Origin of the sequence: Bradyrhizobium sp. STM 3566 (assembly GCF_045571445.1) — a bacterium.
Classification (GTDB): Bacteria; Pseudomonadota; Alphaproteobacteria; order Rhizobiales; family Xanthobacteraceae; genus Bradyrhizobium; species Bradyrhizobium vignae.
Genome location: NZ_CP120692.1, coordinates 3,561,977 through 3,586,900, shown reverse-complemented (window position 1 = coordinate 3,586,900; position 24,924 = coordinate 3,561,977). Strand labels below are relative to the sequence as shown.

Annotated in this window: 25 protein-coding genes and 2 pseudogenes; 4 read left to right on the top strand and 23 right to left on the bottom strand. The window is 64.1% G+C overall.

Annotated elements, in window-relative coordinates; all coding sequences use genetic code 11:
* Window positions 1-473: 473 nt before the first annotated feature.
* From P6U27_RS17230 to P6U27_RS17210, 5 genes and pseudogenes are all read right to left on the bottom strand, one after another.
* Window positions 474-806, bottom strand: a pseudogene (locus tag P6U27_RS17230) (TonB-dependent receptor domain-containing protein); the annotation flags it as partial.
* A gap of 65 nt (window positions 807-871) precedes the next feature.
* Window positions 872-1,129 (bottom strand): hypothetical protein, encoded by a 258-nt coding sequence (locus tag P6U27_RS17225; RefSeq protein ID WP_122406651.1) that lies wholly within the window; start codon window positions 1,127-1,129, stop codon window positions 872-874.
* 200 nt (window positions 1,130-1,329) lie between these two features.
* Window positions 1,330-1,542 carry a hypothetical protein gene (locus tag P6U27_RS17220; protein ID WP_407194320.1) on the bottom strand — a complete coding sequence of 71 codons (213 nt, stop codon included), beginning with the start codon at window positions 1,540-1,542 and terminating at the stop codon, window positions 1,330-1,332.
* A gap of 151 nt (window positions 1,543-1,693) precedes the next feature.
* A complete protein-coding gene (locus tag P6U27_RS17215) occupies window positions 1,694-1,870 on the bottom strand; it encodes a hypothetical protein (protein ID WP_164937104.1) in 177 nt (58 codons plus the stop codon).
* A 122-nt stretch (window positions 1,871-1,992) separates the two neighbouring features.
* The gene (locus P6U27_RS17210) at window positions 1,993-3,729 is read right to left on the bottom strand and encodes an adenylate/guanylate cyclase domain-containing protein (RefSeq protein WP_122403117.1); all 1,737 of its coding nucleotides are present in this window, start codon (window positions 3,727-3,729) and stop codon (window positions 1,993-1,995) included.
* Window positions 3,730-4,009: 280 nt separating this feature from the next.
* Here P6U27_RS17210 and P6U27_RS17205 point away from each other — a divergent pair, with 280 nt between their 5' ends.
* Window positions 4,010-6,199 carry a lytic transglycosylase domain-containing protein gene (locus tag P6U27_RS17205; RefSeq protein ID WP_122403116.1) on the top strand — a complete coding sequence of 730 codons (2,190 nt, stop codon included), beginning with the start codon at window positions 4,010-4,012 and terminating at the stop codon, window positions 6,197-6,199.
* Between the two features lie 75 nt (window positions 6,200-6,274).
* On the opposite strand, the gene P6U27_RS17200 is transcribed toward P6U27_RS17205, so the two are convergent.
* The 3 genes from P6U27_RS17200 to P6U27_RS17190 all read right to left on the bottom strand — a co-directional run bounded on the left by P6U27_RS17200 (window position 6,275) and on the right by P6U27_RS17190 (window position 7,475).
* Window positions 6,275-6,637, bottom strand: coding sequence for a hypothetical protein (locus P6U27_RS17200; RefSeq protein ID WP_122403115.1), 363 nt, complete (start codon window positions 6,635-6,637; stop codon window positions 6,275-6,277).
* Entirely contained in the window at window positions 6,634-6,822 is a 189-nt protein-coding gene (locus P6U27_RS17195) for a hypothetical protein (protein WP_122403114.1), read from the bottom strand. Before P6U27_RS17195 ends, P6U27_RS17200 begins: the two co-directional genes overlap by 4 nt.
* A 443-nt stretch (window positions 6,823-7,265) precedes the next feature.
* The gene (locus P6U27_RS17190) at window positions 7,266-7,475 is read right to left on the bottom strand and encodes a hypothetical protein (RefSeq protein WP_244607991.1); all 210 of its coding nucleotides are present in this window, start codon (window positions 7,473-7,475) and stop codon (window positions 7,266-7,268) included.
* Between the two features lie 544 nt (window positions 7,476-8,019).
* On the opposite strand from P6U27_RS17190, the gene P6U27_RS17185 reads away from it, so the two are divergent.
* The 3 genes from P6U27_RS17185 (at window position 8,020) to P6U27_RS17175 (ending at window position 11,147) form a co-directional block, all read left to right on the top strand.
* The gene (locus tag P6U27_RS17185; protein WP_122403112.1) at window positions 8,020-10,005 is read left to right on the top strand and encodes a PAS domain S-box protein; all 1,986 of its coding nucleotides are present in this window, start codon (window positions 8,020-8,022) and stop codon (window positions 10,003-10,005) included.
* Window positions 10,002-10,673, top strand: a complete 672-nt coding sequence (locus P6U27_RS17180; RefSeq protein ID WP_244607990.1) for a response regulator transcription factor — start codon at window positions 10,002-10,004, stop codon at window positions 10,671-10,673. The genes P6U27_RS17185 and P6U27_RS17180 overlap by 4 nt, the downstream gene beginning before the upstream one ends.
* 87 nt (window positions 10,674-10,760) lie before the next feature.
* Window positions 10,761-11,147 carry a response regulator transcription factor gene (locus P6U27_RS17175; protein WP_122403111.1) on the top strand — a complete coding sequence of 129 codons (387 nt, stop codon included), beginning with the start codon at window positions 10,761-10,763 and terminating at the stop codon, window positions 11,145-11,147.
* Window positions 11,148-11,194: 47 nt separating this feature from the next.
* Here the strand turns inward: P6U27_RS17175 and P6U27_RS17170 are convergent, their stop codons facing one another.
* The 15 genes and pseudogenes from P6U27_RS17170 to P6U27_RS17100 all read right to left on the bottom strand — a co-directional run bounded on the left by P6U27_RS17170 (window position 11,195) and on the right by P6U27_RS17100 (window position 24,812).
* Window positions 11,195-12,166, bottom strand: coding sequence for a tripartite tricarboxylate transporter substrate binding protein BugD (locus P6U27_RS17170; RefSeq protein WP_122403110.1), 972 nt, complete (start codon window positions 12,164-12,166; stop codon window positions 11,195-11,197).
* 199 nt (window positions 12,167-12,365) lie between these two features.
* Window positions 12,366-13,607 (bottom strand): threonine synthase, encoded by a 1,242-nt coding sequence (locus tag P6U27_RS17165; RefSeq protein ID WP_122403109.1) that lies wholly within the window; start codon window positions 13,605-13,607, stop codon window positions 12,366-12,368.
* Between the two features lie 64 nt (window positions 13,608-13,671).
* Window positions 13,672-15,093, bottom strand: a complete 1,422-nt coding sequence (lpdA, locus tag P6U27_RS17160) for a dihydrolipoyl dehydrogenase (protein WP_407194319.1) — start codon at window positions 15,091-15,093, stop codon at window positions 13,672-13,674.
* Between the two features lie 17 nt (window positions 15,094-15,110).
* Window positions 15,111-15,344 (bottom strand): hypothetical protein, encoded by a 234-nt coding sequence (locus tag P6U27_RS17155; RefSeq protein WP_027574345.1) that lies wholly within the window; start codon window positions 15,342-15,344, stop codon window positions 15,111-15,113.
* 9 nt (window positions 15,345-15,353) lie between these two features.
* Window positions 15,354-16,709: a pyruvate dehydrogenase complex dihydrolipoamide acetyltransferase gene (locus P6U27_RS17150; protein WP_122403107.1), complete on the bottom strand. Its 1,356-nt coding sequence runs from the start codon at window positions 16,707-16,709 to the stop codon at window positions 15,354-15,356.
* Window positions 16,710-16,771: 62 nt separating this feature from the next.
* Window positions 16,772-17,224 (bottom strand): nucleoside deaminase, encoded by a 453-nt coding sequence (locus P6U27_RS17145; RefSeq protein ID WP_122403106.1) that lies wholly within the window; start codon window positions 17,222-17,224, stop codon window positions 16,772-16,774.
* A gap of 2 nt (window positions 17,225-17,226) precedes the next feature.
* On the bottom strand, window positions 17,227-17,529 hold the full coding sequence (locus P6U27_RS17140) for a DUF5076 domain-containing protein (protein WP_122403105.1): 303 nt from the start codon (window positions 17,527-17,529) through the stop codon (window positions 17,227-17,229).
* 3 nt (window positions 17,530-17,532) lie between these two features.
* A complete protein-coding gene (locus P6U27_RS17135; protein WP_122403104.1) occupies window positions 17,533-18,924 on the bottom strand; it encodes a pyruvate dehydrogenase complex E1 component subunit beta in 1,392 nt (463 codons plus the stop codon).
* 29 nt (window positions 18,925-18,953) lie between these two features.
* Entirely contained in the window at window positions 18,954-19,976 is a 1,023-nt protein-coding gene (gene pdhA, locus P6U27_RS17130) for a pyruvate dehydrogenase (acetyl-transferring) E1 component subunit alpha (RefSeq protein ID WP_122403103.1), read from the bottom strand.
* 302 nt (window positions 19,977-20,278) lie between these two features.
* Complete coding sequence (adh, locus tag P6U27_RS17125; RefSeq protein WP_122403101.1) at window positions 20,279-21,796, bottom strand: aldehyde dehydrogenase; 1,518 nt, start codon at window positions 21,794-21,796, stop codon at window positions 20,279-20,281.
* A 250-nt stretch (window positions 21,797-22,046) separates the two neighbouring features.
* A complete protein-coding gene (locus P6U27_RS17120; protein ID WP_407194452.1) occupies window positions 22,047-22,121 on the bottom strand; it encodes a helix-turn-helix domain-containing protein in 75 nt (24 codons plus the stop codon).
* Window positions 22,119-22,340: pseudogene (locus P6U27_RS17115) on the bottom strand (sigma-54-dependent Fis family transcriptional regulator); the annotation flags it as partial. The gene P6U27_RS17120 and the pseudogene P6U27_RS17115, both read right to left, overlap by 3 nt.
* Window positions 22,341-22,650: 310 nt before the next feature.
* Complete coding sequence (locus P6U27_RS17110) at window positions 22,651-22,968, bottom strand: septum formation initiator family protein (protein WP_122403099.1); 318 nt, start codon at window positions 22,966-22,968, stop codon at window positions 22,651-22,653.
* Between the two features lie 96 nt (window positions 22,969-23,064).
* Window positions 23,065-23,616 (bottom strand): NADPH-dependent FMN reductase, encoded by a 552-nt coding sequence (locus tag P6U27_RS17105; protein ID WP_122403098.1) that lies wholly within the window; start codon window positions 23,614-23,616, stop codon window positions 23,065-23,067.
* A 197-nt stretch (window positions 23,617-23,813) separates the two neighbouring features.
* Entirely contained in the window at window positions 23,814-24,812 is a 999-nt protein-coding gene (locus tag P6U27_RS17100; protein ID WP_122403097.1) for an MBL fold metallo-hydrolase, read from the bottom strand.
* Between the last annotated feature and the right edge of the window lie 112 nt (window positions 24,813-24,924).

The following is a 24,924-nucleotide window of genomic DNA, read 5'->3' as shown; positions in this document are numbered from 1 at the left end:
GGAATTCACCGGCAGCCGCGCCGGTTGACGCGACTGCCGCATCCGCAAGCGCTTGACCGTAGCAACGACGGCCAGGACCACACGGTTTTGCCGTACGCACGGCTCGTTGGCGCCACAGGGTTCGACGGCGTTGTGCACGTTGCCACCGAAATGCTGACGCGACGAACCTGACAGCGCCGCTCGTCCGCACGAAGCCTCGGGCTCACGGAGAGCAATCCGCCCTGCCCTTGACATCTCGTACACGACGCTGCTGCGTCCACCGCAAGCCCGGCTCGCGACAATGACGACCTCCATGATCGCCCCTCGAGAATGAGCCGGGATGGGCGATACATACGCCAATTCCGAATTTCGGTAAAGTGGAATATTTTCGCGCCCGTGGGTTGACAGAGAAGCGATACAGGCAACGATGGCGTAGAACGCGCTGAAGCCGATCGTCTGGTTCACGAGCCAGGCACCGGTGACGACGAGCAGCGACCACTGAGCTTGAGGTCGATCGTGCCATCCGCAGGGATTGGCTTCTGCGTTCCCGCCTGATCGTTGTCCATGCGGCGCTCGCACCAAAAGCGGGCGATGGCGTCGAATACAAGGTAATTCTGCCAGATGTTCCAGGTGACGCCTGCACTTGCGGTGTAGCGCGACACCAGCGGCAAGTCGTTGCCTGCCCAGCTGCCTTCGCGGAAGACAGCTCGCATATAGGCCACGCCGGAACGCACCAGCACTGCATCGTTGATGCGATAGGAGACACTGGTCTCCGAGCCATAACGGCGGGTCGGATCGAGATTGGTGTTGTAGAACAGGATCGGATTGACAGTGCAGTCCGCCCGCTCTGATCCACAGCCCGCCCCCGACGTCCCGAGGCGCCGCCGGCCGCTCAGGTCCGCCCGCGCAAACGCTGGGCCCGGGCCCAGGCGACAGCGACATCGTGTGGCGGGACATCGACGCGTTTGACAGGCGTCAATTCGCCGGACGCGGAGACGATCGCGGTCTCCTCGCGGCGGCAGCGCGTGCAGACAAAGCGGACCTCGTGCGGGGACGCAGACCAGCTCGTCCGCTTCACATTGGCCGCCATCGGCCAGGCATCGCAATGCGAGCACGACACCAGAAATCGACCTGGATCGAGCATACCCATTCCATCGGACTCCGCGCCTGCCCGCCCCATTCAATGATTAATTCATGTGAATCGTTCCGGTGTCCAAGCACCGCCAGCCTTTGACCTCGGGTCGCTATCGGTTCCCGCATCCGCAAGCGTCAAGTCTCGTGGGCGAGTGGCGCTGCGACTTCAGCAACCTCTTCGCGCGGTTGCGATCCCTGCAAAGCAGGTGGTTCCGCTCAGCGAGCTCCCTTGAGGGTCCAGGAGGTCGTGCAGGTGACCGTCGTGCCGCGGTCGCACGCCTTGCAGGCGCTGACGCACTGGTTCATGTCGCGTGGATTGTAACTGTAGTTCCGCATCGGACAGGTCGAATTCGTCGTGCCGGTGATGTCCTGCTCCTGATCGCAGGCCGCCGTCATGAGCGCAAATATGACCACTGCAACGAGGCGCATGGGATTGCCCTATCAGGCATGGCAACGACACTCGCGAGGCACGCTGCATTGCAACGAGCCCCGGCCTTCCCACCACGAGCCGTCGCCGATTCAGCGACGCCCGCATGCTTCAAGGATGCGCGCCAAACGTTAAGAACGGATTGCAGACGGCTTAGGCCGCAGCCCTGGTCGCGATCGCTTGCCGCATATCTCCCGCCAGCTGGCGGTACTGCTCCGCGAGCCTCAAATAGAACTCGCGCTTGGTGCTGTCGGTGGCGAGCTTGGCAATCAGCTCGCATTCGGCGGTGAGCGTCTCGAACCGTTCGAGCCTGTCCTCGAGATGTGTCATCGGCGTGTCCCCATAAGACGCCTGAGGGACGTCAAACCTAAGCCCGGGAAATAGGTCACGGCGAACATCGTTATGAACTAGCATCTTTTTTTCCGGCCCGGCATGCCGGACCGGAGGCGTGGCTATTTCTGCTCCAGCCGCCAGGCGCCATCCCAATTGGCATCCGGCGGATTGGCCGCAAACCGGGTGATGCGGCCGAGCATCGCGCGCGACGGGCCATCACCAGGCACCGCCTCGAGTGCCGCGTTGAAGGCGGCACGGGCTTCGTCGAAGCGCCGGGCACGATAGGCGGCGAGACCTTTGGCATAGTGCCTGCGCAGGCTCACTTGCGCATCGGTAAGCGCGCCCGGTTTCGCCATCACCTCGAAGATCGCCTGCGGCGCGCTTTGACCCGCGACCGCCAGACGATCGATCTCGCGCAATTCGAGCCGCGATCCAATCGCATCCGCAGTCGGCTGCGAGATCAGGATGCGGGTGCCGTAGACCTTGTTGACTGCCTCGAGCCGCGCGGCGAGATTCACGGCGTCGCCCATCACGGTGAAGCTCATCATCAGCTCGGAGCCGATGCTGCCGGTCAGGACCTCGCCGGTAGCGATGCCGATGCGCAGATCGCACGGCGCCGGCATGGCGCGGATGCCGAGCAGATCCGGCAGCTGCTTCTGCAGCGCGGGCACCTGGTCGGCCATCTCGACGGCGGCAAGGCCGGCGAGCAGCGCCTGCTCGTCCTCCTCGATGAAGGGCGGGCCCCAATAGGACATGATGGCGTCGCCGATATATTTGTCGATGACGCCGCGATTGCTCCTGATGGGAGCGGACATCACGGTGAAATAGTGGTTCATCACCTTGACGAGGCCGCGCGGGGTCATGCCCTCGCTCATCGAGGTGAAGCCGCTCATGTCGCAGAACATGATGGTCATCACCCGGCGCTCACCGTCGATGGCGACCTCCGGCCGGTCGATCAGACCCTGCACCACCTTCGGGTCGATGTAGCGACCGAAGGTCTCGCGGATACGCTCGTTGCGGCGCAGCTGCTCGATCATGCGGTTGAAGGCCGCGGCGAGCTCGCCGATCTCGTCCTGCGTCGAGACGGTGATGGGCTTGTCGAACCGGCCCGCCTCGACCTCGCGGGTGCCGGCCAGCAGCAGCCGTACCGGGCGCGTGATGCCGCTGCTCACCAGCAGCGCAAAGACAAATCCGACGATCGCCGCGAGCAAGGTCACGATGCCCGAGACGATGATCGCCTGATGCTGGCGGCTGATCACCTGCGATGTCGAGAAGAAGACCTGCGTCAGCATGTCGGAGCGGATCGCATCGATCTTCCGGTTGAACTGGTCGCGCAGCACGTCGATGTGCTCCAGCGTGCCGCGGGCCTCGGTCATCTGCCTCGCGTCGACCTGCTTGAGGAGCTTCGCATGGTCCTCACTCAGGTCGCGGCGCAACTCAGCGACGGCGGTTTCGATGCGGATATCGATACGCCCCAGCGCAGCATTGTCGGAATACGTCCTGGGGTCGTCGATGATCGCGTTGATCAGCTTGCGCGCGGCCTCCGCCTCCTCCTCGATCTTGCGGTCCGAGACCTCGAAATCGCGAACGCGCGCCGCGTAGGCCTCCTCGTCCGACGGTGCCTCCATCCTGGTCATGATCATCCGCCGCAACGCCAGCCCCCGCTCGAGCGAGCGAATATTGGCACGCGCCAGATGGCTGTAGGCCGGGATGTAACGGTTGGTGAGCTCGGCCAGGAGGACGCCGACCTGGCTCGACATCACCATCGACAGGACCGAGGTGACCAGCATCAGGACGATCAATCCGAGGGCGATGCCGACGATCTTGCGCCGGATCGACTGGTTGAAAATCGGCATAGGCGCGGAGGCCAAAAGGACGAGCGAGGGAACTCATACACGGATTTAGCTGTGGGAACACGCGCAATCTGCGCCGTCCTGACGTCCCGCCCAATCGTTAACGAAGATTAAAGACACAACCCCTCTTCCGCCATTTCGGAAGTTCCCCAGTTCCAATCCGTATTTTGCCGCATTGTTGCGACAGCTTGAGGATGCGACACGACGCTGATGCATCGTTGATTCGCAAGCCGCATGTCGTCGCGGACCTTGGTTTGTAGTGGTTTCGCAGGGGGACCATCGAATGAACCAGTGCCTACGCTCGCTCGCGTGTGTCGTTGCCGTGGCCGCGATGGCCTTCCTTCCTACTCAACTGGCGGCGAAGAGCAGTCAAAAATCCTCCGCGCCGAAGAAGGCGCATGAGGCGAAAGCCGGCAAGCACCGCCATGCCTCCGACGGCAAAGCGCGACGCGGCAAGCACGCCGAGGCCAAGCGCAAGCCGAAAAAGACGGTCGACGAGCCCGCGGACAAGCCGGCAGCGCCGCCGCTGACCGGCGATCTCGCCGCGCTGAAGGATGCCATCGATCTCGCGCGCAAGGGCAAGACGGATGACGCGAGCGCAGCGCGCGACCGCATCGCCGACCCCGCCGGACAGAAGCTCGCCGACTGGTTCATGCTGCGCCATTCCGAGAGCACCGCGAATTTCAAGCGTTACGCCGCCTTCCTCGCCGCCAATCCGGACTGGCCAAGCAGCGCGCTCTTGCGCCGGCGCGCGGAGGCGCGGCTGTGGCAGGAGAAGCTTGACGCCGCCACCGTGCACAAGTTCACGATGGACCGGCCGACCAGCGCCAAGGGCAAGTTCGCACTCGCTCGCGTGCTGCTCACCGAAGGCGAGACCGACAGGGCTGCACGGCTCGTGCGCGACGCCTGGCGCATGGACGAATTATCGGAGCGCAGCGAGGAGGACGCCTACGAGGCGTTCCGCGATCTCCTCACGGCGGACGATCATCGGGCCCGCATGGACAAGCGTCTCGGCGCCAAGGACTATGCCGGCGCCAGGCGCGCGGCCAAACGGCTCGGTGAGGATGCGCTCGCGATCGTCAAGGCCTGCGCGGCGGTCACCGGCAAGGCGAGCAAGACCAAGGACTTTCTCGATGACGTCTCCGCCGACGCGCGCCGCGATCTCGGCTACGTGCTGTGCCGCGCTCAATGGCACCTCCAGAAGGACCGCATCGACGACGCTGCCGAGGTGATCCTCGCCGCCGCGCCCGACACCTTGGCGGCCCAGGACACCGACGCCTGGTGGCGCGAGCGTCGCCTGCTCGCGCGCAAGCTGCTCGACCAGGGCAAGTTCAAGACTGCTTATGATGTGGTGCGCACCGCCGCGGTGCCTGATAAGGAAGTCTACCGCATCGACTACCACTTCATGTGCGGCTGGATCGCGCTGCGCTATCTCGACGATCCCAAGACGGCGATGGTGCACTTCGCCGCGATCGACGAAGGTTCGGTCAATCCGATCGCGCTGTCGCGGGCCCATTACTGGCGCGGCCGCGCCGCCGAGGCCATGGGCGCGACGGCCGATGCGCGCATGAGCTATCGGGCGGCGGCGCGCTATCAGACGGCCTATTACGGCCAGCTCGCCCGCGCAAAGCTCGGCCTCGACCGGATCGAGCTGCGTCCGCCCTCGCCTGTGCTGGCCTCGGCCGATACGCAGCCAACGGACGAGCGCGTGCGCGCGGCCGACATGCTCTACGCCATCGGCGAGCGCGACGTGGCGTTCTACTACGCCGAGGATTTTGCCCAGGAGAGCACCGACGTCGTGGCGCTCGAAGCGCTCGCCGAGCTTGCCGGCCGGCGCAACGATGCGCGCGTGATGCTGGAGGTCGGCAAATCGGCGCTGGCGCGCGGGTTCGCGCTCGACCACTACGCCTTCCCGACCATCGGCATCCCCGAGCACAAGCAGGTCGCGCCCGCGATCGAGACCAGCGTGATCTATTCGGTGGCGCGCACCGAGAGCTCGTTCAATCAGCGCGACAAGTCGCCGGCCAATGCCGTCGGATTGATGCAGGTGACGCCGGAAGCCGGCCGCGACACCGCCAAACGGTTCGGCCTCACCTATGACTGGGACAGGATGGTCTCCGATCCCGTCTACAACACGCAGATGGGCGCGGCCGAGCTCAGCGCGCTTCTGTCGGAATATCGCGGCAACCAGATCATGGCCTTTGCCGGCTACAATGCCGGCCGCGGCCGGGTGCGCGAATGGGTGCAGGCGCGCGGCGATCCCAGGGATCCCAATGTCGATCCGGTCGACTGGGTCGAGCGCATTCCGCTGTCGGAGACCCGCAACTACGTCCAGCGCGTGATGGAGAACGTGCAGGTCTACCGCGCAAGGTTCGAGGGCAGCGGCTTGGTCGCCGGCAAGAGCGACCAGCGCGTGGTTACGCACGAGGCCGGTGTAACGGCACCCGCGGCTGCCGCAGCACCCGCTCCCTAGTCGGCGCCGCCGGGGCTGGACGCACCGCCTGCAAGGATAGGGTGCTGCGGCTTCCACGCGAGTGCAGCCGCGCAGCTAGGTGTCACCTCCTCCCATCGTGATCAGATCGCGACCGTCCAAATATGCGCCGGTCAAGGCTCTCGCGAAGGTCCAGGCGTTGATCGTGCAGCTCCAGCACCAGACGGCACTCAGGACCGCCAACGTCTCGATCATGTTGCCGGCTGTGAGCTCGACGTTGCCGGCAGACGGCTCGGTCCGCCGAGGCACCGACCATTGCATCAACAACGTGACGAGCTCGTCGCGCCGGTAGCAATCGTAGTCACAGTAACGGCGCTGCGTCCGCGCATGCCGGACATAGCTGGAGCGGAGCGACCGCGAGCATGTGCTGCACGTGGCCGCGTGCAACGGGGGCTCGTGATTGACCACCACGAACTTCATGACGCCGCTCTCACGCCATCTTTCGCGAGCGCTTCGCAGAACAGCGCATAGCACTGATGGTCGCAGTAAGGCAGCCGGGTCGCGATCTCGCGGAGATAGCCGCCGCTGATCGGCTCGCGGCACTGCATGCACCAGGTCTGCCGGAACGGGGTCCGGCCGTTCACGAGGACGAACGCAAATCTCATGTGGCACCTCCCAAAGCAAAGCAGTAAACGCTGTCGAGCGGAGACAGTGCGGGTGGTGGAGCGCAAAGATGGTTTCGGCCGTCCGGATTATCCCTGTTTCGCTCCACCTTTTGCGGTGGGACCAGAATGTATCTCCCGTCCTCCCGGCGCCGGGCATAGATCTGACCGTCGACGTATTTGATGTCGGTCGGATAACAGTCGGCGCTGTTGCAACAACTGAGGCTCGGATTGTCCGGCATGTGCCAGGTCGAGTAGAATTTTTCGTGCAGCGCCTGGTCCTGGGGCGGGTGCTGGCGATGAGCGGCGCCGTGTTCCGTCTCCTGTGCCTGGACCGCCGCAATGGAGCCGAGGAGAGCCATCGAGCACAAGAGCTTGCATGGGCGGTTCAACGCACGGGCTCCCGGATCAGACCTTCGGAACGACGTCAGCTCTCCAATTCAGCCTTAGGCGACCTGAGCCTGGAACAACCACCGGCGGTCACGTTCGCGGCGTGTGCGGAAGCGATCGACGCACTTCTTGGAGCAGAGCGCGGTACGCCACGAATAGTGGCGGATCAGGCCGAACTTGCCGCCGCACACCGCACAGCCGTTGACCGAAGAGCAGCGCTCGAACTCCGATGGGCGACGCGCAGGAATTACCGATGTATCGCACATTGTTCTCTCCCTCTGTTGCTCTCGCTTTTGTCAGTTCGACCTCGCATGGGTCGTAAATTGCCGCGATCGCAGCTGCCTCTCGAGAAATGAACGGCCTCGTGCCCGGTCGCTGCAGGTCGGTGAGAGGCTTCGGCCCCGTAGGTCTGAGCCCGCTACCCGTACGACCGCTGCGATTGGTGGTCGACATTCCCGATGGTCACGAGGCTAGTCCGCCCGGCACGAAGCGCTCAATTGTACGGAAGTAAATCGCCGACATGACTAGGATTGGAGAAGCTATACCTAGGTTTGTCCCGTACTTGCCCGGATGGACTCTCGCACCGCCTCCGCCCTCGCATTCAACGAGACGGCGCACGGCCCGCGGGCTGCAGCGTCACCGCGAAAAATCTGCCCGGCGCGGCATGCTTGATGCGCCGCAATGGACAAGGTGGTGAGCAGTCCACTCCAACGACCGTCGCGACCGCCCGTCCGACTTTGGCTGGAATTGCTCCTTCGGCGGCAACGTGCTCTACTTGCGTTCACGCAGAGAGCGCCGGGAGCGTCTGCGATGAAGCCGGGCCGGGCAGTAGCGTTCGGGAAGTCAGCCGCGCAATACCTCGTCGGCTGTGTCAGGCACACTGTTACTGCCAAGCCGCGCGTTGAGCCCGGTGACGCCGGTCTGTTGGAAGCGGTCAAGCAGTGGCAGCAAGTCTTCGAGCACAACCCGGTCATGTACTTCATGGTCGACCCGGCCGGAACTGTCATGAACGTGAACACGTTTGGCGCCGCGCAGCTGGGCTATACGCCCGCGGAGTTGATCGGCCGATCGGTGCTGGATGTCTTCTTCGAGGAAGATCGCGCTACTGTCCGCGCGTGCATCGCGCTGTGCCTTGAGACTGTTGATCAGTCACACACCTGGGAAATCCGGAAGGTTCGCAAGGACGGTTCGGTGCTATGGGTGCGCGAGAACGCCAAGACCATGCTGCGGGCGAATGGCGGGCCAATCGTGCTGGTCGCCTGCGAGAACATCACCGAGCGCAAGGAAGCGGAGAATGCGCTGCGACAGAGCGAGGCTTATCTCGCCCAGGCGCAGGAATTGAGCCACACCGGCAGTTTCGGCTGGAAGGCCGCAACCCGCGAGATCACCTGGTCCAAGGAGACCTACCGCATCTTTCAATGCGACGAGGGAACCAAGCCAAAGATCTCGTTCATGCTCGCGCGGATCCATCCGGACGACCGGCTCGCAGTGCAACAGACTACGGCTCGGGCCGCCCGAGAGGGAAAGGATTACGATCACGAATACCGGCTCGTGATGCCCGACGGCTCCATCAAGTACGTCCGAGCGGTGGCTCGGGCCACGCGAGATGCGAGCGGTCAATTGGAATTCGTCGGATCGGTGACCGACATCACGGCGACCAAAGAGGCGGAGCGCCGCCTTCGTGACAGCGAGCAGCGCTTTCGCGATTACGCCGAAACCGCCTCCGACTGGTTCTGGGAAACGGGGCCGGACCATCGGGTTACTCGGATATCGGAACACTCCGATACAAACACCGCCCCCGCCGGCCTGATTGGATTGACGCGTTGGGACATCGCTCCGGACGCAGATCTCGAACCCGAAAAATGGCGACAACATCGGGCGGCGCTCGATGCCCATATCCCGTTCCGCGACTTGGTATATCGCAGCAAAGACCGCAACGGTCAGCCGATCTACGTCCGGACCAGCGGCAAGCCGTTCTTCGACGCCGACGGCACTTTCCTGGGCTATCGTGGCGTCTGCACCGACGTGACCGCGGCCATCCGGGCCGATCAGGCCGAAGACGCACTGCGCAAGGCCCAGGCCGAGCTCGCCCATGTCACACGCGTCACGACACTGGGTGAGCTGACCGCGTCCATTGCCCACGAAATCAATCAGCCGCTCGCCGCCGTGATTGCAAACGCCGACGCCTGCCTCGCCTGGCTGCAGCGCAGTCCACCCGACCTCAAGGCGGCCCGCCGCTCCGTGGAGTGGATCATCGAGGATGGCAAGCGTGCCAGCGACGTGATCCGTCACGTTCGGGCGCTCGCCAAGCGTTCCGATATCGAGATGGCGCCGCTCGACGCCGGCGCGGTCGTGCGCGAGGCTGTGGCGCTCGTTCAGCGCGAGATGGCCAGCCACGCCGTGTCGGTTCGCATGGAGCTGTCGTCGACACTGCCCAGGATCTTTGGCGATCGAATTCAATTGCAGCAGGTCCTGATCAACCTGATCAAGAACGGGATCGAGGCCATGGAAGGCATCGATGACCGCCCGCGCGAGCTGGCGATCCGTTCAGCGACCGACGACAATGGCGCGGTGCTGGTGAGCGTATCCGACTGCGGCGCCGGCATCGACGAACAGGCGATGGACCGCCTGTTCATGCCGTTCTTCACCACGAAGTCCAGCGGCATGGGCATGGGCCTGTCGATCTGCCGCTCGATCATCGAGGCCCATGGCGGGCGACTTTCCGCCATGCCGAACCAGGAGCACGGAGCGACTTTTCAGATCACCCTGCCGCTGCATCGCGAGGACGCATCGTGACCGAGCGCGCGCAATCTTCGCCGCCCGGGGAGGATGGCGATCAGCCGATCGTCTTCATCGTCGACGACGACGCGTCCATGCGCCGCGCGCTCACCAACCTGTTCGAATCGGTGGGCCTCAAGGTCGAAGCATTCGGCTCTGCGCCGCAACTCCTGCAGGCCAAGCCGCCAGACGTCCCCAGTTGCCTCGTGCTCGACATCCGCCTGCCGGGAGTTAGCGGTCTCGACCTGCAGGCCGATCTTGCCAAGGCAAATATCCACACGCCGATCATCTTCATCACCGGCCATGGTGATATTCCGATGACCGTTCGGGCCATGAAGAGCGGCGCGATCGACTTCCTCACCAAGCCGGTTCGCGACCAGGACATTCTGGACGCGGTCCAGGCCGCGATCGAGCGAGACCGCAAGCGACGCGACCTCAACAGGACGGTCTCGACCGTCAGATCGCGCTTCGAGTCATTGTCCTCGCGGGAAAGAGACGTATTGTCGCTGGTGACGTCCGGCCTGATGAACAAGCAAGTGGCCGCCCAGCTCGGTTTGGCGGAAATCACCGTCAAAATTTACCGCGGCCAGATCATGCGGAAAATGGGCGCGAAATCGCTGGCCGACCTGGTGAGAATGAGCGAGGCGCTCGGGATTCGGCCAAACAAATCCGACATACAAACCTAAGTATGAGTTTCCAATGGTGTCTGGCGGGCCCACCCTGAATGTGGCCGCAGCGACGGCAAGCGTATTCCCGGGAAAGGAGCAGACGTCTTGTCAGTCCCCTCGGTCATTTCAGTGCTTGATGATGACCCCTACGTGCGGGCCGCGATCAACAATCTGCTGAAGTCACGCGGTTACAACGTACACACATTCGCTTCCGCCCACGAATTTCTGGCTTCGGCCGACTCGCACGGCACCTCGTGCGTGATTGCGGACGTGCAGATGCCGGTGACGAGTGGAATCGATCTGCTGACGCAGATGCGCGCGCAGGGATCCGCGACGCCCTTCATCCTGATCACGGCGTTCCCGGACGAGAGCGTACGTGTGCGTGCACACAAAGCCGGGGCAACCTGCTTTCTCGACAAGCCGTTCAACGCGTCGGATCTGATGAAATGCCTGGAGGTGGCGCTGGCAGCAGGCGACGAATCCACGCAATGATCGCCTGGCCGTCAGCGCCGAGTTTGGATGACCTGACGACGCGCGCCTCAATCCACCTTGATATTCGCCGCCTTGATCATCGGCCACCATTTTGCGATCTCGGCCTGCTGGCGAGTGCCAAGTGCTTCGGGCGTGAGCTGATCCTTCGGTGTCATCTCCAGGCCCTGGTTTTCGAGCTGCTTCCTCACCGCGGGATCGTTCAGCGCCTCCACGGCCGCGGCGTTGAGCTTGACCACGATCTCTTTCGGCGTCCCCTTCGGCACCCACATGCCGGACCACAGCGTCATGGTGAAGCCTTTGAGGCCCGCCTCCGCCGCGGTCGGGATCTCCGGTGCCGAGGCCAGGCGCTTGTCGTCTGTGATGGCGTAGGCGCGGATGGTGCCGGCGCGGACCTGGTTGATGGAGTTGGAGGTCTGGTCGACGATGATATCGATCTGGCCGGCGATAAGGTCGTTCAGCGCGGGCGCAGTACCGCGATACGGCACGTATTGCAGCTTGATGCCGGAGACGCTCTCGAAATAAACCCCGGCGATGTGGCTGCCGGAGCCTGCACCGGCGGTGCCGGCAGTCGGCGGCGACGGTCGTGATTTCAGCCAGTCCAACAGCTCCTTCAGCGAGGTCGCGGGCACCGCGTTCTTGCTGACCACGATCATCGGATTGCTCGGCAGCAGCACCACCGGCTCGAGGTCGGCGACGAGGTCGTATTTGAGCTTGTAGACGGCACCGTTGGCCACATGGGTGCCGAGGTGGCCGAAGGAGATGGTGTAGCCGTCCGGCGGCGATTGCACGGCGCGGCCGACGCCGATCGAGCCGCCCGCGCCCGTGACGTTCTCGATCACCACCGGCTGCCCCAACGTCACCCGCATCCGCTCGGCAAGCACCCGCGCCATGGCATCCGAAGGCCCACCGGCCGCGAAGGGCACGATGATGGTGATGGGACGGGAGGGATAGTCATCGGCGCGCGCGGCACCGGTCACAGCGAGAACAGCAATCAGTGCAGCCCAGACGGCCTTCTTCATTGTCTTCTCCCCAGCGATGTCGTTTTGTTTTTCTTCCCCTCGCCCCGCTTGCGGGGCGAGGTCGAAGCGAAGCAATTCGGATGAGGGGGTTCAGATCTCACGAAGATCTCATTCGCGGAGACAGGCCCCTCACCCCAACCCTCCCAGCGCGAGCGAAACTCGTCGCGCCCCCGTGAGAACGGGGAGAGGAAGAGGCAAGTCAGAACTGCGAGTAATCGATCGGCTTGTGGCGATCGAGCGTGCGGGTGACCGGCGGCAGCGGATATTTCAGACCGGTGGCACAGTTGAACAGCATCACGCGGTCGGTCTTGCTGACGCGACCATCGGCAAGGCTCTCCTTGTAAGCGGCATAGGTGGCCGCGCCCTCGGGGCACAGCAAAAGCCCCTCCTCGCGAGCAACCTCGCTCAGCGCCGACGAGATCTTGTCGTCGTCGACTGCGATGGCAAAGCCTTTGCTCTCGCGGACTGCACGCAGGATCAGGAAATCGCCGATCGCCTGCGGCACGCGGATGCCCGACGCAATGGTGTGGGCGTCCTCCCAGCGCGTCGCATGCTCGGTGCCGGCCTCGAAAGCCCGCACCATCGGCGCGCAGCCGGAGGCCTGCACCGCGACCATGCGCGGGCGCTTTGAGCCGATGAAGCCGATCTTCTCGAGCTCGTCGAAGGCCTTCCACATGCCGATCAGGCCGGTGCCGCCGCCGGTTGGATAGAAGATCACGTCGGGCACGTCCCAGCCGAGCTGCTCGGCGAGCTCGAGGCCCATCGTCTTCTTGCCCTCGATGCGGTATGGCTCCTTCAGCGTCGAGGTGTCGAACCAGCCGACCTTGGCCTTGCCCTCGCCGACGATCTTGCCGCAATCGTCGATATAGCCATTGACGCGGTAGACGGTCGCGCCCTGCAGCTCGATCTCGCTGACATTCACTTCGGGCGTATCGGCCGGGCAGAAGATCGTCGTCTTGATGCCGCAGCTCGTCGCATAGGCCGCCAGCGCCGCACCGGCATTGCCGTTGGTCGGCATCGCCATGTGCTTGATGCCGAGCGCCTTGCCCATCGACACCGCCATCACCAGGCCACGCGCCTTGAACGAGCCGGTCGGCAGCCGTCCCTCGTCCTTCACGATGATCTCGCCGCCACCGAGTTTTGCGCCGAGCTTGGGCAACCGGATCAAGGGCGTCGTGACTTCGCCGAGCGAGACGATGTCCTTGCATTTGCGCACCGGCAGCAGCTCGCGGTAGCGCCACATGTCGCCGGGCCGCTGGGCAAGCGCGTCTTTCGTCAGCGCCTTCTTCACGCCGGCGAGGTCGTAGCGCACGAGCAGCGGCTTGCCGGCCTTGGAGAGGTTGTGGACCTGGTCGGCCGCGTAATGATCGCCTTCCATCGCGCATTCGAGATGGGTGACGAAGGTCGGGCGTTCGATGGTGAGGTTGTCGTTGTCGTGCATGGGTGATTTCCTTCTTATTCTGCAAACAGCTCTCTTCGCTCGCAACGACGGCGGTGGCGCTCGGTCAAATATTCAACACCCGTCCGTACGCATCCAGCACGGCTTCCTTCATCATCTCCGACAGGGTCGGATGCGGGAACACCGTGTGCATCAGCTCTTCTTCCGTCGTCTCCAGGTTCATGGCGACCACGTAGCCCTGGATCAGCTCGGTGACCTCGGCGCCGACCATGTGGGCGCCGAGCAGCTGGCCGGTCTTCTTGTCGAAGATCACCTTGACGAGGCCCTGGTCCTCGCCGAGCGCGATCGCCTTGCCATTGCCGACGAAGGGGAAGCGGCCGACGCGGATCTCGCGGCCACTCTCCTTCGCCTTGGCTTCGGTGAGGCCTATGGAGGCCACCTGCGGATGACAATAGGTGCAGCCCGGGATCATGTTCTTGTCCATGGGATGCGGATTGAGGCCCTTGATCGCCTCGACGCAGATCACGCCCTCATGCTCGGCCTTGTGGGCCAGCATCGGGGGACCGGAGACGTCGCCGATGGCGTAGATGCCGGGAACGTTGGTTTTGCCGTAGCCGTCGACCACGATGATGCCGCGATCGGTTTTGACGCCGAGCTTTTCGAGTCCCAGATTTTCGATGTTGCCGACGACGCCAACCGCCGAGATCACGCGCTCGAACTCGGTCGTCACGGGCTTGCCCTTGCCGTCGTCGATGGTGGCGACGACGCTGTCGGCCTTCTTCTCGAGCTTGGTCACCTTGGTCGAGGACATGATCTTAATGCCCTGCTTCTCGAAGCGCTTGCGCGCAAGACCTGCGATCTCGGCATCCTCGACGGGGAGGATCTGCGGCAGCACCTCGACCACGGTGACGTCGCTACCCATGGTGTGGAAGAACGAAGCGAACTCGATGCCGATCGCGCCGGAGCCGACCACCAGCAGCGACTTCGGCATCCGCTCCGGGATCATCGCCTCGAAATAGGTCCAGACCAGCTTCTTGTCAGGCTCAAGGCCGGGCAGCACGCGCGGCCGGGCGCCGGTCGCGACGATGATGTGCTTGGCCTGATACGTCCCCTCGCCCAGCGCCCCCTTCGGACCCTCGACATCGGACTTCTTCACGGTGACCTTGCCGGGCGCGTCGATCGAGGCGGCGCCCCAGATCACGCTGACCTTGTTCTTCTTCATCAGGAAGCCGACGCCGTCGTTCAGCCGCTTGGAGACGCCGCGCGAGCGCTGCACCACGGCCTTCGGATCGAACGAGACCTTCTCCGCCGAGAGGCCGTAATCCTTGGCGTGCTGCATGTAGTGGTAGATCTCGGCCGAACGCAGCAGCGCCTTGGTCGGGATGCAGCCCCAATTCAGGCAGATGCCGCCGAGATAGGATTTTTCCACGATTGCCGTCTTGAGGCCGAGCTGCGCGGCGCGGATCGCGGTGACATAGCCGCCGGGACCGGAGCCGATGATGATGACGTCGAAGGATGTATCGGCCATGTCGGCTCCCGTTCAACTCAAGAGGTCGTTGCACCGCCGGAGCGGCGTTTTGAAATGATCGACCTGACCAGCCATTCGATGACGCAGATCGAGATCAGGATCGCAAGACCGATGAAGACGATCGGCTGGGCAATGCTGCGCGAGAGCAGCTCGCCGCTGAAGAAGGCGTCGCGCAGAACGCCGGTGCCGAGCGGGCTGACGAGGATGATGATCGACAGCAGCATCGATATCCAGGGCCAGCGCGTCGTCATGCGGCGGCTCTAGACCATCATCATCACGGGGTTTTCGATCAGCTGCTTGAACGCACCGATCAGCTCGGCGCCGAGGGCACCGTCGATGGCGCGGTGATCGCAGGACAAGGTCACGCTCATCATGTTCGCGATCTCGATCTTGCCCCCGCGCACCACGGGGCGCTCCTCGCTGGTGCCGACCGCAAGGATCGTCGCATGCGGTGGATTGATCACGGCCGTGAAGTGGCTGATGCCGTACATGCCGAGGTTGGAGACGGCGGTGGTGCCGCCCTGGTATTCCTCGGGCTTCAATTTGCGGGAACGTGCGCGCGCGGCGAAATCCTTCATCTCGTTGGAGATGGTCGAGAGCGTCTTGGTCTCCGCTTTCCGGATGATCGGCGTGATCAGGCCGCCGGGCATCGCGACCGCAACGCCGACGTCGGAATGGTGATGCTTGACCATGCCGCTTTCGGTCCAGCTCACATTGCAGTTCGGGATCTTCTGCAGCGCGACCGCCATCGCCTTGATGACGAAGTCGTTGACCGAGATCTTGTAGAGCGGCTTCTTCTCCTTGTCCTTCGGCGCGGCGGCGTTGATCTCCTCGCGGGCAGCGAGCAGCTTGCCGATGTCGCAGTCGATGGTGAGATAGAAGTGCGGAACGTTCTGGATCGATGCGGTCAGACGCTGGGCAATCGTCCGGCGCATGCCGTCATGCGGGATGATGTCGTAGGACCCCGGCTCGAACAGCGACAGGATCTGCTTGTCCGACATGGTCGGCGCGATCGCGGGCGCACCCGACGGCGCCGCGGCGGGTGCCTTGAGGCCCTTGCCGGACTTGGCCTGCTCGACGTCGCGCGCGACCACGCGGCCGTGCGGGCCGGTACCGGTGACCATCGCCACGTCGATGCCGGCTTCCTTGGCGAGACGCCGCGCCAGCGGCGATGAGAACACACGGCCGCCATGGCCATTGCCCTGCACGGCGGCAGCTGCAGCCTGCGGGGCCGGTGCGGCGGCCGGTGCCGGCGCCGCCTTCGGTGCGGCCGGAGCAGGTGCCGGCGCCGGCGCCGCAGCAGGTGCTTCAGCGGCCTTGGGAGGTGCAGCCGAGGCGGTCGGCTTCGCAGCGCCCGCGGCCTTCACGTCCTCGCCTTCGCCGGCAAGCACCGCGATCACGTCGTTGACCGGGACGTCCTGCGTGCCTTCGGGCACCAGGATCTTGGCTATCGTGCCCTCGTCGATCGCCTCGACCTCCATGGTCGCCTTGTCGGTCTCGATCTCGGCGATGACGTCACCGGATTTGACCTTGTCGCCCTCCTTCTTCAGCCACTTGGCGAGGTTGCCCTTCTCCATCGTCGGCGAGAGAGCGGGCATCAGGATGTTGATGGGCATGCTGACCTCAAGAAGAACTTTGCAAAACGTCGTTTCCGACAGCGGAGACGAACAGACCAGGTTTAGTTGCCGATGTCGCCCTGCCACAGGCGCTCATTGGCTGGGATGGAACGCCAATTCTTCATCATGGTGATGGAGCGGTCGTCGGCAAGATCGATCCAGGGGATGCCGAACTTGTCGAGGATGTCCTTGGAGCCGGGGAAAGTGACGGATTCGCCGATCACCACCAGCCTGACCTTGAACAGCGCCAGCGCGCCGGCGCACATCGAGCATGGCGACAGCGTGGTGTACATGACGGTATCGTGGAATTTGATCGCACCGGCCTCGCGCAGGCAGCTCATCTCGCCGTGCAGGATCACGTTGTTCTCCTGAACACGGTTGTTGTGGCCGCGGGCGATGATCTTGTTGTCGCGCGTCAGCACCGCGCCGATCGGCAGGCCGCCTTGCGCGATCGAGGCCTCCGCTTCGCGAATCGCCTCCAGCATGAAATCGTAATGATAGGATTCGATCGCCACGGTCAGTGCCCCTTGCCGCGCGGCGTCGTGGTGCCGGTGTCGGTGGGACGCTCGATCTCCGCCTGGAACATGTCGAGGATCCGATTCAGCGCGTCCTCCTCGGTGTATTCACTCTCGCGCGCATAGGCGCGCGCGGCGTGGCGGGCAAGATCGACCAGCAGGAGGCCCCACATGTCGGGCTCCTCGAAGGCGCGTTGGAACGCCATCGACAGCCCGCCGTCCAGCACGAACACGCGCAGGATCTCGACCGCGTCTTCGCGGGTCATGACGTCCGGCGGCAGTGGCTGCTCCCTGGGGCCCGCCATGGTCTACCTATAGCAGACGGCTTTGGCGGCCTCGACGACTTCCGCCGCCGAGGGCAGCGCGAGCTTCTCCAGGTTCGCGGCATAGGGCATCGGCACGTCCTTGCCGGCGACGCGCGCGACCGGCGCATCCAGATAATCGAAGGCGTTCTCCATGATGCGCGCGGCGATCTCGGCGCCGACGCCGCTTTGCGCCCAGCCTTCTTCCACGGTGACGGCGCGGCCGGTCTTCTTCACCGAGTTGATGATGGTCTCGGTGTCCATCGGACGGAGCGTGCGCAGGTCGATCACCTCGGCCTCGATGCCGTCCTTGGCAAGCTCGTCGGCCGCCTTCAGCGCATAGGTCATGCCGTTCGACCAGGAAATGATGGTGACGTGGCTGCCCGAACGCACGATGCGCGCCTTGCCGATCGGGATCACGTAATCGTCGAGCTTGGGCACTTCGCCGGTGTGACCGTAGAGCACCTCGTTCTCGAGGAAGATCACCGGGTTGGGATCGCGGATCGCAGCCTTGAGCAGACCCTTGGCATCGGCGGCCGAATATGGCGCGATCACCTTCAGGCCCGGAATATGCGAGTACCAGGCCGAGTAGTCCTGACTGTGCTGCGCGGCGACGCGCGCGGCGGCACCGTTGGGCCCGCGGAACACGATCGAGCAGCCCATCTGGCCGCCGGACATGTACAGCGTCTTGGCCGCGGAGTTGATGATCTGGTCGATCGCCTGCATGGCGAAGTTGAAGGTCATGAACTCGACGATCGGCTTGAGGCCCGTCATCGCGGCACCGACGCCGACACCGGCAAAACCGTGCTCGGTGATCGGCGTGTCGATCACGCGCCTGGCGCCGAACTCCTGGAGCAATCCCTGGGTGACTTTATAGGCGCCCTGATATTCGGCGACCTCTTCGCCCATCACGAACACATCGGGATCGCGGCGCATCTCCTCGGCCATGGCGTCGCGCAGCGCTTCGCGGATCGTCTGCGTCACCATCTCGGTGCCGGCAGGCACTTCCGGATCGGGCTCGGCGACGGCCTGCGGTGCAGACGGCGCAGCCTTGGGCTGCGGCACTTCGGCCTTGGCCGCCGCAGGCGGCGCCGACTCGGCAGCCTTCTCCTGCTTGGCGGGGGCCGGCGCCTTGGCAAGATCAGCAGCGCTCTCACCGTCGGCGAGGATGGTCGCGATCGGCGTGTTCACCGCGACGTCGGCGGTGCCCTCGGGGATCAGGATCTTGCCGAGCGTGCCCTCATCGGTCGCCTCGACCTCCATCGTCGCCTTGTCGGTCTCGATCTCGGCGATGACGTCGCCGGACTTGATCGTCTCGCCCTCTTTCTTCAGCCATTTGGCGAGGTTGCCCTTCTCCATCGTGGGCGACAACGCGGGCATCAGCACTTGAATTGGCATATCTTCTCCAAAAGAAAGCTTGCGCGCGTTCAGCGGTAAACGTCGGTCCAGAGCTCGGCGGCGTCCGGCTCGGGATCATGCTGGGCGAAATCGGCAGAGGCGTTGACGATGTCGCGCACCTCGGCGTCGATCGCCTTCAGGTCCTGCTCGCTGACCTTGGCCGCCAACAGGCGGTTGCGCACCTGCTCGATCGGATCCTGGTCGTGGCGGACCTTCTCGACCTCCTCGCGCGTGCGATATTTTGCAGGATCGGACATCGAGTGGCCACGATAGCGGTAGGTCTGCATCTCCAGGATGTAGGGCCCCTTGCCGGCGCGGCACCAGGCCGCCGCCTCCTCGCCCGCGGCCTTGACGGCGCGGACGTCCATGCCGTCGACCTGCTTGCCGGGGATGTTGAAGGAGACGCCGCGCTTGGAGAAATCCTGCTGCGCCGAGGCGCGCGAGACCGAGGTGCCCATGGCGTAGCGGTTGTTCTCGATGACGTAGATCACCGGCAGCTTCCAGAGCTCCGCCATGTTGAAGCTCTCATAGACCTGGCCCTGGTTGGCCGCGCCGTCGCCGAAATAGGTGACGCTGACATTGCCGTTGCCGCGATAGTGATTGGCGAAGGCAAGACCGGTGCCGAGCGAGACCTGGGCGCCGACGATGCCATGGCCGCCGTAAAAGTGCTTCTCCTTGCTGAACATGTGCATGGAGCCGCCCTTGCCCTTGGAATAGCCGCCGCGGCGGCCCGTGAGCTCGGCCATGACGCCGTTGGCGTCCATGCCGGTGGCGAGCATGTGGCCGTGATCGCGATAGCCGGTGATGACCTGATCGCCCTCTTTCAGGGCCATCTGCATGCCGACCACCACGGCCTCCTGGCCGATATAGAGGTGGCAAAAGCCGCCGATCGCGCCCATGCCGTAGAGCTGGCCGGCCTTTTCCTCAAACCGCCGGATCAGGAGCATGTCGCGGAGCGCCTTGAGCTCCTGCTCCCTGGTGAATTCCGGTGGCGAACCGCCGTCGGACTTGTCCTGTGAAGTGCTTGCGGCGGCTTTCTTGGGTGCGGCCATAGGAATTCCGGGTCAGAGAAAACTTTCGCCCTCTCTAACCCAAGTCAAACGCCCTTGGAAAGCACCGCGGCGGCATCGCACGACTTTCATTATGCCGCACTGCAACGTGATCGAAATAATGGAAAATCTTTGGCGCTGATCGGGCAACAAATCTATGCGCGCCAGGGTGCGCGTGCGGATTCGCCTCGATAGCGTCATGGCCGGGCTCGTCCCGGCCATCCACGCCTTGCCCCGCGGCACGAAGGACGTGGATGCCCGGGACAAGCCCGGGCACGACGGCCTCATGCGTGCGGCATTCCCGATCAGAAGAAGCCGAGCTTCTTCGGGCTGTAGCTGACCAGGAGGTTCTTGGTCTGCTGGTAGTGGTCGAGCATCATCTTGTGGGTCTCGCGCCCGACGCCCGACTGCTTGTAGCCGCCGAAGGCCGCATGCGCGGGATAGGCATGGTAGCAGTTGGTCCACACGCGACCCGCCTGGATCTCCCGGCCGAAGCGGTAGCAGCGATTGGCATCGCGGCTCCAGACGCCGGCTCCTAAGCCGTAGAGTGTGTCATTGGCGATCGCGAGTGCCTCCTCGTCGGTCTTGAAGGTCGTGACCGAAACCACGGGACCAAAGATCTCCTCCTGGAAGATGCGCATCTTGTTGTGGCCCTCGAACACGGTCGGCTGAACGTAGAAGCCGCCGGCGAGATCGCCGCCGAGCTGGGTGCGTCCGCCACCGGCGAGCACCTTGGCGCCCTCCTGCTTGCCGATGTCGATATAGGAGAGGATCTTGGATAGCTGCTCGCTAGACGCCTGGGCGCCGATCATGGTGGTGGCATCGCGCGGATCGCCCTGCTTGATCGCGGCGACGCGCTTCAGCGCCCGCTCCATGAAGCGGTCATAGATATCGGCGTGGACCAGCGCCCGGCTCGGACAGGTGCAGACCTCGCCCTGGTTCAGCGCGAACATGACGAAGCCTTCGATCGCCTTGTCGAAGAAGTCGTCGTCTTCCGCCGTGACGTCCTTGAAGAAGATGTTCGGCGATTTGCCGCCGAGCTCCAGCGTGACCGGAATGAGGTTCTGGCTGGCGTATTGCATGATCAGCCGGCCCGTCGTGGTCTCGCCGGTGAACGCGATCTTGGCGATGCGCGGGCTGGACGCCAGCGGCTTGCCGGCCTCGAGGCCAAAACCGTTGACGATGTTGAGCACGCCAGGCGGCAGCAGGTCGGCGATGATCTCGGCCCAGACCATGATCGAGGCCGGGGTCTGCTCGGCGGGCTTGAGCACGACGCAATTGCCGGCAGCGAGCGCTGGCGCGAGCTTCCAGCAGGCCATCAGCAGCGGGAAGTTCCAGGGAATGATCTGGCCGACCACGCCGAGCGGCTCGTGGAAATGATAGGCGATGGTGTCGTGGTCGATCTCGCCGATCGAGCCTTCCTGGGCGCGCACGACGCCCGCGAAATAGCGGAAATGATCGATCGCGAGCGGCAGGTCGGCGGCGCGGGTCTCGCGGATCGGCTTGCCGTTGTCCCAGGTCTCGGCGATGGCGAGACGCTCGAGATTGTCCTCCATCCGGTCGGCGATCTTGTTCAGGATCGCGGCGCGCTCGGCGACGCTGGTGCGGCCCCAGGCGGCCTTGGCGGCATGCGCCGCATCGAGCGCCGCCTCGACGTCCTGCGCGTCGGAGCGCGCGATCTTGCAAACGACCTGGCCGGTCAGCGGCGAGGCGTTGTCGAAATACTTGCCCGAGATCGGCGCGACGAATTTACCGCCGATGAAATTGTCGTAGCGTTCGGCAAAGGGAACTTTGGTGACGCCGAGGAATTCCACCTTGTTCATTGATCACTCCCGATGTTTGCTGTTTGCGCTTGTCGTCGCGTGACCCGCGACTTGCGCCGACGATGATGCGGGAGGCGTTCTCTGTCAGCCCGGGCGGACGCGATCGCGGAGCGGACCTGTCGCAGTTCTGCGACAGTGATGGGCTAGGCATCACCATCGTGTCCCGGACGCGCTGCGCTGCGTCCGGGGCACGAGACCTGCGTTTCGAGCCACCGGCTCGACACCGCAATGGCGGCTGAGAAGCAGCGGCTCAGTGGTTCAGCTCGAACCGCTTCAGCTTCCGGTGCAATGTGGCGCGGCTGACGCCGAGAGCCTTGGCGGCCATCGCGCCTTGCGCGGCGGCCAGAAGCGGCGCGATGCGCTCGCGCGCCTGGCGCAGCTCGGCTTCGGTCAGCCGCATCGGCGCGGTGCGGCCGCCCGGATCAAGATGATGCAATCTGGAGGAACGGCACCACGAGGCCACGAGCGCGGACCGAGCCGCCTGGCCAGACGCGATGGCGGCCTCGACGCGGGCCGCGTGATGCCGGGGCATTGACCCATTCATCACTGTTTCCTCCGGATGGCAGTCTAGAACGTGCCGGTGCTGCCCGGTTGATCCGCGTCAACTTCGGCAGACGCCACAGAAGCCATGTGCCAGCGACCGTGCTGCCGTCAAGGCGTCCGCCCGGTTCCGGGCTTACGACCTTCGCAGGAGCAAAGAGCACGGGATCGGTTCAGCGGCTTTCGGTGGCGGTTTCGAAAGCTGCGGATACGCTAAAACATGATCAGGAAAAGTGCGAAGCGGTTTTCCGGAAAGATCATGCGTAAACAACAAGCTAAAGCGCGATGACGATTCATCCAAATCTCGTCGCGCTTTAGTTCGCCGGGATCATCCGAACGAGATCGCGCGGATTGACATAGTCGAGCTGGAAGCGCGCCCGCTCGTCCAGCATGTCCGGGTCGATCTTCTCGGACCGCAGCAGCGACACCCGCTGCTCGCTCCTGGCGCGCTCACGCTTGAGCTGGGCCAGCTCGCTGGTCAGTGCGATGATCTCCTGATCGAGCTCCTGGCGGGCGTTGAGGCCGTATTTGCCGGTATAGGCGTTGACGCCGAAATAGCCGACGATCGCCGCCGCCATCGCATAGAGGGCAAGACCGGTCAGGATCGATTTCAGGCGGGCGCGGGAGACCATCCCGGGAAGATGGGACAGGTTGGTTAAGGGAGTGCTAATTGCCCCAAGAACGTGGACGGCCGGGACAAGCCCGGCCTTGACGGAGAGAGTGAGTGCTCAGCCCTGATTCTTCGCCACATGCGCGGCGAAAGCATCGATGTACTGCTGCAGCACGGTCTTGAGGGAATCCTTGGTCAGGTTGCCGTCCGCATCGAAGGCGTCGCCGACGCCGTTGAGATAGATTTCCGGCTGCTGGAGAACCGGACCGGAGATGCCCGGCAGGATGTTCTGCAGATGCTTGGCCGCGCTGACGCCGCCGAGTGGCCCCGGCGAGTTGGAGATGATGCCGACCGGCTTGCCGAGCAACGAGCTCTTGCCATAGGGCCGCGAGGCGACGTCGATGGCGTTCTTGAGAGCGCCCGGGATCGAGCGGTTGTACTCGGGTGTGACGAACAGGACGCCGTTCGACTTCTGGAGCTTCTCGCGGAATGCGAGCCAGTCCGCGGGCGGCGCGCCCTCGAGGTCCTGGTTGAAGAACGAGATGCCCGCCGGCGTGATCACCTCGAGCTTGAGCGAGCCAGGCGCGAGCTTGGCGAGCGCATTGGCGATCTTGAGCGAGAAACCGTCCTTGCGCAGGCTGCCGGCGATCGTGACGATGTTGTAGGCCATTGAGTGTCCTTGAGAGCTTGAGCGGGAATGCCGCGAAAGCACTTAAATCATCAGGGCCAATAGATGCAAGTGCATGAACTGGCTTGATTTGGAAACGCTGTGTTTCTGGAAATTGGTCCCCATTCCGGCGGAAGCGATCCGAAGCAATCGGGCCGCCAAGCGGCGGCCCGACCTTTCGCACCAGGGTTCAACCGCGGTCAGATCGTCGGATTCCACGCCGACGGGATCAGGCGATATTTGGCGCCGTCCTTCTCGACATGGCCGACCGATGGGAAGGTGAAGTGGAAGCCGATCACGGTGGCCTTCTCCGCCGCCGCCATGTCGTAGAACTTGTGGCGCGTCGCCTGCGCCAGCGCGGGATCGGTGTCGAACATCACGTGCCAGTCCGGATTGCGCAGGAAGAATTCCGGGATGTTGGTGACGTCGGACTGAATCAGCACCTTGGCATCGCCAGATGCGACCGCGAAGGAGGTGTGGCCGGGCGTGTGACCCGGCGTCGCGATCGAGGTGATGCCGGGCGCGACCTCCTTGCCCCACTCGTACTTGGTGACCTTGGATTCAAGGCCGGCAAAGGTCTTCTTCACGTTGGCGAAGTAGTTCTTCATCATCGGATTGGACTCGGCCTTGGCGGCGTTGTCCTCGCTGGTCCAGAACTCCCAGTCCTTGCCCGGCACCATGATCTCCGCATTCGGGAAGGCCAGCCCGCCGTCGGCCAAACGGATGCCGTTGGTGTGGTCAGGGTGCAGATGCGACAGCAGCACGATATCGACGTTCTTGGGGTCGACACCGGCGGCCTGCAGGTTTTGCAGCGTGCGGCCGACCGCACCCTTGCTCGGCTCGAGATTGGCGACGCCGTTGCCGGTATCGATCAGCACCAACTTGGAGCCGGTGTTGACGAGCTGCGGGTTGAACGGCACCGTGACCATGCCCTTCGGCATGTAGGCCGCCTCGCCGGCTGCTGCGGCTTCTTCCTTCGGCACGTTGACGACGAACTTGTCCGGCATCGGGAAGGTGCGCGCGCCGTCGTTGATCGAAGTGCATTCGAAGCTGCCAACCTTGTAGCGGTAGAAGCCCGGGGCCTGCGTGCCGGCTTGCGGCACTGCGGCATTGGCAACGGTTGGGCGAAGCCCGGTCACGGCAGCCGCACCCATGGCGGCGGCGCCTGCGAGCAGGTGACGACGATTGAGATCGGTCATGGAAATGTCCCTTCTGAGCGCCTAGCGGTTTTCCGCTTCAAATGGCGGCGGAATAATCTCCCGCCTCGCTCAGAAGGCAAGACTTTCCTTCGGTGACGTGCCGTCGCCCGTC